Raw genomic sequence first — 8,009 nt, 5'->3', positions numbered from 1 at the left:
GGCGCGTAGCGACACGTTATGATCGCTGTCCCAAAGTCTTCCTCTCCGCAATCGCACTCACAGCAACCGTCATCTATTGGTTTTGAATCCTGACCCTAGCGTCTTGCCGTTCACATCTACTGGCGCGGTGCCCCCGACAGCGATGAACGATCCAACCCGAACCGCCCGGCTGAAGCCGACGATTTCCTCCACAGGGTTTCCACTAGAGACGAGTTGCCGCCCCTTCCTTGCTAACTCTCCTGCAATGTGTGATCTCAGTCTGGACTGGTTTGTTGAGTAAATCTCTCCCGGAATCGAGTTCGTGAAACGTCGTTTCTGACCAGTTGGCAATTCAACCCATGGAGTCCGCGAAGCTTCGAAGCCGTCGCGCGGCCTGACCCGGGAATCCATCCACCTCGCTCTCATCAAACACCGCATAGGCCGCGTAAGCAAACCTTGGTGCTGCCTCGATCAGCGTGAGCCACCCGTCCTGAAGTTCCGTTTCGATCACGCGCCTGGGGAAGTAGCCAGCTGCGGGAACAGATTTCAGATACTGCAGGCCCAAGGTTCCGATGCCCAGCTGAAGGCGCGGTGCGTCAAGCTCTGGAAAGTTCAGCAAATGGTCGGCGCGGAACTCCGGGCCCCAATCTATCAGGATGTAAGAGCTGCCCAGTGCGGCGGGTTCGGCGTCAGGGCCGCTGCTGACAAGTACAAACTCATCCTCAAAAAGTTGAAGTGCGGACAAGCCCGAGGCGTTCCGCGGACGGTACATGACGGCGAGGTCGAGGCTGCCCTCCTCGATCTCTCGAGCCATCGCTTCGGAGGAGGCCGCCGAGGCTCTGACGGCAACGTTCGGCAACGCTGCCATCAACTCTGGTAAGGCGTTTATGAGATACCCGTCCCAAAGGCTCGGCGCCGCGCCGATTTCCAGCGCTGCGGCCATGGAAGCGGGAAGACCAGCGTCCAGCTTTGCCTGTGTCCAGGTGCGCACCAGAACCTGAGCGTGTTTGAGGAAATGTCGCCCGGCAATGGTCAAGGTTGCACCCGACTTACCACGTTGGAACACCGGCTGACCAAGCTGTTGCTCGAGAGTTCTGATTCTCATGCTCACTGTCGATTGTGTGACGTGAACCTTGTTGGCTGCGTCGAGAAAGGTTCCAGTTTCCACCACGGCGAGGAAAGTTCGAGCAAGTTCAATATCCATCGGTCACCTATTCGAATATCCGATATTATCTGCGCAAAAAATTCGTTATTCAATAAGATACGTGTGTGCCATATTCTCTAAGTAGCGCGAAGGTGCCCCGCCAGATCGGAACGCCAATCAAAATTCTCGTTTGTAGTGGAGATCTCGATCTGAGGAACCGTTGCAATCTGAAACCTGTAGAAACGCCACCGACACCGGAGCGCTGCACCAACCCCACAATGGGCAAGAAGCCCATTTTCTCATGGAGATAACAAAATGAGTCGAGTTTCTGTTGTTGCTCTGCTCTCTTCACTGTTTGCTGTTCCGGCGTTCGCCATGCCCGCTGATCTTGACATGGACGGGGATGGCCTGGCGTCGCTGGCAGAGCTTCAGACAAAGTATCCTGAAGTCTCGGATGATCTCTTCCTGGAGATCGACGCAAATGCCGATGGTTTCATCAATGACGACGAATTGGTTGCCGCCGTTGATGCAGAGCTTCTCCCTGGTCCCACAGGGGATCAGTAAGCAAAGGTTGTCACGGTTATGAGGAAGCCAATCCTGCCTCAAAAATGGCTGCTTGCCGCGATGGGTATCTGGTTGGTTTTGTCCCCCTTTGTCCTGTTTCGTGAGGAAACTCTTTTGCAGGGCATGGCTGAACTTGAAGCTCTCGCCTTCATGGCAATTGGCATTGGTGTTCTGGTCATGTCCGGCGCTGACGGTCGGAGCCACCTTCTCGCACGGGTGACTCCGGTATCGGCACTGGGGATTTCGCTGATCGTCGCACCAACAGCGCTGAATTTCACTGGCCATATTGTGGCAACGGCCAATGCATGGCTAACGGGATCGGCGCTGATCGCGCTCGCCGCATGGGAGGTAATGGCAAGCCGCGGATTGCGTGCAATCTCGTAAACCGGCGCGGGGTGGGAAACTGCCCCGCGCCCCCACATTCAGGCCACCTAAATGATCTCGTCCTCATCGAACATTGGATCACCGTCGAGCTGATTGGCGATCATGTCGATCCGCATTTCAACATCTGCGCTCGTCGTTTTGGCGATATGAAACAACGCGTCGCCCTCGTGCACAAATGGCAAATTGGTACGGCCCACAATGATGCCGTCCGTTTCTCCAAGAACGTCCTTTCTTACTTCGCCAAACGGGTCCGAGATCCGGCCAAGCAAGTCGCCGACCTCCACATATTCGCCCGCTGCCTTGAACGTTCTAAGCAAACCGCCGACCGGAGCGCGCACCCAGGAACTCGTCCGTGCGTGAACCGGCGCCTCACGCACGGTAGCGATGCCACGCCTGGCGACCATGCCCATCGCGTTCATAACCCGAAGAATACCTGCAAGACCCGCCCGGGCCGAAAGTTCGTCGAAACGCAGCCCTTCTCCCCCTTCGAACAGCAGCACATCGACACCTCGCTCTTGTGCCGCTTTTCGCAGGGACCCGTCGCGCAGCTTGGAAATCATGACGACCGGTGCACCGAACGCATCGGCGTATCTAATCGTCGCATCCGAGGCCGGAGAAACTCGAATTTGAGGCAGGTTGGTGCGGTGGATCGCGGCAGAATGAAGATCGATACCGAGGTCGGAACGCTCAACAATTTCGGTCATAAAGATATGTGCGAGGCGGCCCGCCAATGATCCGCCCTCGCTGCCGGGAAACGACCGGTTCAGGTCGCGCCTGTCCGGAAGGTATCTCGATTGTGTCATGAAGCCGAACGCGTTCACGATTGGCACAACCAGCAACGTGCCCGCGATCTTGTCGAGTTGAGGGGCCCGTAGCAATCGCCGTGCGATTTCGACGCCAATCACTTCATCGCCATGAATCGCCGCGCTGACAAACAGGACCGGCCCTGGGCGGCGGCCATGAACCACATGCACTGACATGCTGACCGGCGTATGATCGGACATCACGCTCACCGGCAGGTCCAGCGTAGTCCGCGTGCCTGCCGGGACGGTGAAACCGCCGATTTCAAATGGCTCGCGCATGGCTGTTATCCGCGCCCTCTGGTCTTGGTATTTCCCTTGGTGGCGTTCTTTTCCAGAAACTCGATGATCTTGCCTGCAACATCAATGCCCGTTGCCTTCTCCACCCCTTCAAGTCCGGGTGAGGAATTCACTTCCATGACAACCGCCCCATGATTGGCGCGCAGCATATCTACGCCGCAGACATTCAGCCCCATCGTCTTGGCTGCACGCACAGCGGTAGAGCGTTCCTCGGGTGAAATCTTGATGGGCTGGGCGCTTCCGCCCCGGTGCAGGTTGGACCGAAATTCTCCTTCGGCTCCCTTCCGCTGCATCGCCGCGATAACGCGGCCACCAACCACAAGCGCACGAATATCTGTGCCGCCCGCTTCCTTGATGAACTCCTGTACCATGATGTTAACTTTCGCGCCGCGAAATGCCTCGACCACGGATTTTGCCGAGCGGTTTGAGTCGGCAAGAACCACCCCGATGCCCTGCGTACCCTCCAGAAGCTTGACCACCAGAGGAGCGTCCCCCGCGAGTTTGAGAACTTCGTCGGTTTGCTTAGGATCATGAGCGAACGTGGTGACAGGCAGGCCAATGCCGTCCCGCGCCATGAGTTGCATGGAACGCAACTTGTCGCGAGATCTGCCAATCGCCACTGACTCGTTGAGCGGAAAGACCCCCATGATCTCGAACTGTCGCAGCACGGCCAGCCCATAGAATGTGACCGATGCTCCGATCCGGGGGATTACCGCGTCATAACGCCCAAGCTTCTTACCGTCATAGTAGACCTCGGGTCGGCGTGAAGCGATGTTCATGTAGCAGCGCAGCGTGTTCACGATATCAAGCTCGTGGCCGCGCTGCTCGGCGGCTTCTTTCAGACGACGATGGGAGTAAAGTTCTGGATTGCGGGCCAGCATGACAAATTTCATTGGCGTTGTCCTTCCGGGTCGTTGCGTGTGGCTTTTCTTTTGATCCCAGTTGGAGCTTTTCCGGAACCCAGCAGATAGGAGTGACCCGGATCGACAAGAATTCCCCGCCTGCGAATGGCGGTGCGGCCGAGGATCAGATCAAATTCCATCTTCGCACGGTTGGCCAGCGAAACGTCGATCTGCCAGCGATGCCGCCCAAGCAAAAGCTGCGTTCTCACGATCAGTCGACGTTCGGGGACACCGCCTGTGTTCTTGATCTCGCGTTCGTCGACAACCCTGGTTCGAACCCGGTTTGGTGAACGGCGGTTTTGGACTGGTATCATGAACTCGACCCATCGCTCGCCGTCAATCTCAAATACGGTCTGGTTCACGGCATGGAGCGCAGCGGTTCTTGCGCCGGTGTCTATCTTGGCCGGGATATTCTCTATTCCGAAGTCGGGCAGGCTGATGCGTTCACGCCAACCTATGATTTCTGGGTATGAGACACGCTTCACCATAGCATCTACTCTATGCAGTCATCGTTGGCACGTCTGTAGTTCACAAACGAATTGGCGCCCATCACGACATAGAACGTATCCATGTCGATTAACACGTACCCAAGTTCAAAAAGTGCAACCGAAAGTGCACGGATGTCTGTTTCGTACAATCGCCTGCGCCCTGCAATCCGGCGCACGAGCTTGTCCGGTATTCGATAACGTCCATTCGGCTTGCCGCCAAAGTCCTGATCGTAAAGCTCGGCGAGGCGTACGGCGGTCATGGATATCCAGTTATTTTCAGGCATGATTTTTTCTATATCGGCAATTAAAGTTTGTCTATAGGTAAAAAAAATCTGCTAAAAGTTCTACATTCTCCAGAATTCACATCAAAGAATCGAATATGAGCGACACAGATACTATCCCGAGGGAACTGGAAACGCAGTTGCAACAAGCCCTGGCAGAGCGTGACGGCGCTGAACTCGCACGGCTGCTTGATCCGCTTCCGTTGAGCGATGCCCTGCGTGAACTGCTCAATCTGCCAGTAGAGCAGCGGAGTGCCGTGCTGTCTTTGCTGCCATCGGAACTGGCTGCCGAACTTGTCGAAGAGGCGCCGAACGCGATGGCGGTCGATCTTGTCGAGCGCATGGAGTCGGAGCAGGCCGCAGAAGTCATCGAAGAGCTGGATTCTGATGTTCAGGCCGATGTCATCGGAGAGCTTGAAGACGCAGATGCGGAAGCAATCCTTACCCGGATGGATCCTGAGGACGCCGCAGATGTTCGTCGGCTGGTGGAATACGAGGACGATGTCGCGGGCGGCCTCATGGTTGCCGAAGCCTTCACGTTCTCCGAAACCGATACAGTTGGGAAGGTTCTACGGCGGTTCGCCAACGAAGAATACGACCTTGAACGCTATCGGGGTCAGCATCCCTATGTGCTGGATTCGAATGGTGCCCCAATTGGCGTGGTCTCATTGCGCAGCCTCGTGTCCACACGCCGAAGCGCGCGTTTGACCGATATCATGGTGCCCCCAATTACCGTCCCAGCCAACATGCCGCTGGAGAAACTGGAAGACTTGTTCGATGAACACCCGTTTCTTGGATTACCGGTCGTGGAAGCAGACGGGCACCTGGTGGGCGTTGTCTCGCGGTCTGCCGTTGATGAAGCCCTTTTGGAACGTGCGGAATCGGCCAGCCTGAAACGCCAGGGTGTCTTCGGCGATGAGCTTCGGTCGATGCCACTGCCGCTTCGTGCGAGGCGACGGCTTCAATGGCTTTCGGCCAACATTGTTCTCAATGTGATCGCGGCCAGCGTAATCGCCGCGTATGAACAAACCCTTGCCGCGGTGATCGCGCTTGCAGTGTTCTTGCCGATGGTGTCCGACATGAGCGGCTGCTCGGGCAATCAAGCCGTCGCCGTCAGCATGCGCGAGTTGTCCCTCGGCCTTGTCCGGCCCATCGACGCCATGCGTGTCTGGTTCAAAGAAGTGTCGGTCGGGGTGATCAACGGGTTCGTTCTGGGGCTTCTGATCGGCCTCGTTGCCTGGGTGTGGAAAGGCAACCCGTTTTTGGGGCTGGTGATTGGTGGAGCGCTTGCGCTCAACACCGTCGTCGCCGTGTCCATTGGCGGTGTTCTGCCATTGCTGTTGAAGCGCATCGGTCAGGACCCAGCTGTCGCCAGCGGCCCTTTACTGACGACTATAACCGACATGGCGGGGTTCTTCCTCGTCCTGAGCCTTGCAACCGCAATGATGCCACTTCTGGTTTGACGCTTTCCCGCACCCGAACCATCAGTTCGGTCGGGTGACTGGTACGCGTACTATCCAACGCCGCGCACGCGATGGATCAACAACAAGGTGCAAACCAGAGCCGTCGCTATGCCGACCCGGACCCAGATTCTCTACCAGCTTCTTTGTCAGCTTTGCGCTTAGCGCAGACATTTAAATGCCACTTATTGAATAACACTAGGTGTAACCAGTAAAATTCACGATGATGCTGTGAGTCGGTAAACGCCTATTAATAAAAAGTAAATGGAACGTTATACGCACCACGTCAATTGTCTAAAATAGGTTGATGGCGGAGACGAAGGGATTCGAACCCTCGAGACGGTTTCCCGCCTACTCCCTTAGCAGGGGAGCGCCTTCGACCACTCGGCCACGTCTCCGCCGACGGGTATATCCTTGCAAGCGACGGGAATACAAGGCGAAAAATATGATTTGTGCCTCTCTCTGACAAAATTGCTGAACCCGTTGAAATCACGGTAAAAGGCGCCAACTTAAATGAATCATCGGCCAGAATTGGAGAATTTTTCCGGGGCGTTCTCCAACGTGAAACCACCGAACCGCCTGGTTCGAAACGACAGGGCACATCGAATCCCCATTCTGCATTGCTGCGTCGATTCAGAGATCGCATTCTGAAAGCGAAGAAGCTCTCTTGTTTCGATTAGATTACATTTCCTCCGGGCAGCGGCGGCGGCGCAGGGCAATGCAAACGAATAATGGCTCACTTTACGACTACCCTCGCCTTTATTAAGAGCGGTGTGGTTAATAAATCCAAGAAGGGCACAGAATGAAGAAATTTCTCGCATCCGCTGGAGCGATGGCATTGGTCATGTCGAATGCGATGGCAATGGATGCTGACAGAGAGGCTATTATTAACGAGAAAGTAGGTAGTTTTGTTGACGCTGTAGGCTGCGCGGATCCAGAAGCCGCACAATCATTGCTTGCGGAACTTGGCACTGACGATTTTGACGTCACTACATATATTGCGTTTCCGGTTGTAGATGTCGGATGCGCAGGTGGGGCTGGAACAAGCGCATTCACGCCGGTCGTAGTACGTGTTCCGGAATACCGGCCTTCGGCGGCCCATGTCGACATGTGGGCAACGGCGGAAATTGAATTTGTAGGTATACCTGCGCGCGGATTGATATCAATAGAAGCGCTCGCGTCTAACCGAATGCATATCGTCGGAAAAGACTTCGCTGACGGTGATCCAAATTGTTGCCCGTCGAAATTGGTTGACCGCGTCTACCGTTGGGAACGTGGTGGGTTCTGGCTGCCGGAAGTTGATTGATTTGTTCTCAAAGTCAGCTGGCATACTAGACCGGCTGACCTGACCTCTTCCGCCTCTGCTATGAACTGCTTTTTGATCTCAAAACCGGTCGGAGCGGGCTCCTCAGAACGCCTCGTTATGTGATCGGGGTCTCGATTATGTTTGGCGCAATCCATCAATAAGAACGTGACCGTCCGGTGAAGGAGCTCTGGCACAGCTCCGATGGTCCCTATGACGCGACGGTTACAGCGTACCCCGAAAGCACAACCTTAATTACGCCCGCTTGCTTCCACAGTGTTTCCAGCGGGGTTGGCACAAATTGCAACACCGCCTTGAGGCGGTGCGTAACATACTGTTTTATGTAGGTAATATTGGTTGCGGGAGTAGGATTTGAACCTACGACCTTCAGGTTATGAGCCTGA

10 protein-coding genes, 1 tRNA gene and 1 pseudogene are annotated in these 8,009 nt (G+C 55.6%); 5 read left to right on the top strand and 7 right to left on the bottom strand.

Features of this window, described 5'->3' with window-relative positions:
* A pseudogene (locus tag GS611_RS20930) lies at positions 1-86 on the top strand (IS5/IS1182 family transposase); the annotation flags it as partial.
* 245 nt (positions 87-331) lie between these two features.
* Here GS611_RS20930 and GS611_RS20925 read toward each other — a convergent pair.
* Positions 332-1,183 carry a LysR family transcriptional regulator gene (locus GS611_RS20925; protein WP_171638643.1) on the bottom strand — a complete coding sequence of 284 codons (852 nt, stop codon included), beginning with the start codon at positions 1,181-1,183 and terminating at the stop codon, positions 332-334.
* 255 nt (positions 1,184-1,438) lie between these two features.
* Here GS611_RS20925 and GS611_RS20920 point away from each other — a divergent pair, with 255 nt between their 5' ends.
* Together GS611_RS20920 and GS611_RS20915 are read left to right on the top strand one after the other, a co-directional pair.
* On the top strand, positions 1,439-1,687 hold the full coding sequence (locus GS611_RS20920) for a hypothetical protein (RefSeq protein ID WP_171169366.1): 249 nt from the start codon (positions 1,439-1,441) through the stop codon (positions 1,685-1,687).
* Between the two features lie 18 nt (positions 1,688-1,705).
* Complete coding sequence (locus GS611_RS20915; protein WP_171638642.1) at positions 1,706-2,071, top strand: hypothetical protein; 366 nt, start codon at positions 1,706-1,708, stop codon at positions 2,069-2,071.
* A gap of 47 nt (positions 2,072-2,118) precedes the next feature.
* Here the strand turns inward: GS611_RS20915 and GS611_RS20910 are convergent, their stop codons facing one another.
* Genes GS611_RS20910 through GS611_RS20895 form a run of 4 tightly spaced genes read right to left on the bottom strand, consistent with a single transcriptional unit; the run spans position 2,119 to position 4,845 of the window.
* Positions 2,119-3,153 carry a succinylglutamate desuccinylase/aspartoacylase family protein gene (locus GS611_RS20910; RefSeq protein WP_171638641.1) on the bottom strand — a complete coding sequence of 345 codons (1,035 nt, stop codon included), beginning with the start codon at positions 3,151-3,153 and terminating at the stop codon, positions 2,119-2,121.
* A gap of 5 nt (positions 3,154-3,158) precedes the next feature.
* Positions 3,159-4,064 (bottom strand): 30S ribosomal protein S6--L-glutamate ligase, encoded by a 906-nt coding sequence (gene rimK, locus GS611_RS20905; protein ID WP_171638640.1) that lies wholly within the window; start codon positions 4,062-4,064, stop codon positions 3,159-3,161.
* Positions 4,061-4,561, bottom strand: a complete 501-nt coding sequence (locus GS611_RS21370) for a RimK/LysX family protein (protein ID WP_171638639.1) — start codon at positions 4,559-4,561, stop codon at positions 4,061-4,063. The genes rimK and GS611_RS21370 overlap by 4 nt, the downstream gene beginning before the upstream one ends.
* 5 nt (positions 4,562-4,566) lie before the next feature.
* Entirely contained in the window at positions 4,567-4,845 is a 279-nt protein-coding gene (locus GS611_RS20895; RefSeq protein WP_171638638.1) for a hypothetical protein, read from the bottom strand.
* Positions 4,846-4,940: 95 nt separating this feature from the next.
* Here GS611_RS20895 and mgtE point away from each other — a divergent pair, with 95 nt between their 5' ends.
* Complete coding sequence (mgtE, locus tag GS611_RS20890) at positions 4,941-6,305, top strand: magnesium transporter (RefSeq protein WP_171638637.1); 1,365 nt, start codon at positions 4,941-4,943, stop codon at positions 6,303-6,305.
* A gap of 305 nt (positions 6,306-6,610) precedes the next feature.
* Here the strand turns inward: mgtE and GS611_RS20885 are convergent.
* Positions 6,611-6,700: transfer RNA gene (locus GS611_RS20885), tRNA-Ser, on the bottom strand.
* Positions 6,701-7,104: 404 nt separating this feature from the next.
* Here GS611_RS20885 and GS611_RS20880 point away from each other — a divergent pair.
* Entirely contained in the window at positions 7,105-7,608 is a 504-nt protein-coding gene (locus tag GS611_RS20880) for a hypothetical protein (protein WP_171638636.1), read from the top strand.
* Positions 7,609-7,816: 208 nt separating this feature from the next.
* On the opposite strand, the gene GS611_RS21055 is transcribed toward GS611_RS20880, so the two are convergent.
* Positions 7,817-8,009, bottom strand: a 193-nt coding sequence (locus GS611_RS21055) for a hypothetical protein (RefSeq protein WP_216598364.1), incomplete at its 5' end; no start/stop codon positions are given.

This window comes from Ruegeria sp. HKCCD6119 (assembly GCF_013110585.1).
Lineage (GTDB): Bacteria > Pseudomonadota > Alphaproteobacteria > Rhodobacterales > Rhodobacteraceae > Ruegeria.
This window is presented reverse-complemented; position numbering and strand designations above follow the sequence as displayed.

What these genes read in the sequence shown, in the direction of transcription:
- GS611_RS20895 (WP_171638638.1), bottom strand. Translation starts at nt 4,845, where the DNA reads ATGCCTGAAAATAACTGGATATCCATGACCGCCGTACGCCTCGCCGAG.
- GS611_RS20910 (WP_171638641.1), bottom strand. Translation starts at nt 3,153, where the DNA reads ATGCGCGAGCCATTTGAAATCGGCGGTTTCACCGTCCCGGCAGGCACG.
- mgtE (WP_171638637.1), top strand. Translation starts at nt 4,941, where the DNA reads ATGAGCGACACAGATACTATCCCGAGGGAACTGGAAACGCAGTTGCAA.
- rimK (WP_171638640.1), bottom strand. Translation starts at nt 4,064, where the DNA reads ATGAAATTTGTCATGCTGGCCCGCAATCCAGAACTTTACTCCCATCGT.
- GS611_RS20915 (WP_171638642.1), top strand. Translation starts at nt 1,706, where the DNA reads ATGAGGAAGCCAATCCTGCCTCAAAAATGGCTGCTTGCCGCGATGGGT.
- GS611_RS20925 (WP_171638643.1), bottom strand. Translation starts at nt 1,183, where the DNA reads ATGGATATTGAACTTGCTCGAACTTTCCTCGCCGTGGTGGAAACTGGA.
- GS611_RS20880 (WP_171638636.1), top strand. Translation starts at nt 7,105, where the DNA reads ATGAAGAAATTTCTCGCATCCGCTGGAGCGATGGCATTGGTCATGTCG.
- GS611_RS21370 (WP_171638639.1), bottom strand. Translation starts at nt 4,561, where the DNA reads ATGGTGAAGCGTGTCTCATACCCAGAAATCATAGGTTGGCGTGAACGC.
- GS611_RS20920 (WP_171169366.1), top strand. Translation starts at nt 1,439, where the DNA reads ATGAGTCGAGTTTCTGTTGTTGCTCTGCTCTCTTCACTGTTTGCTGTT.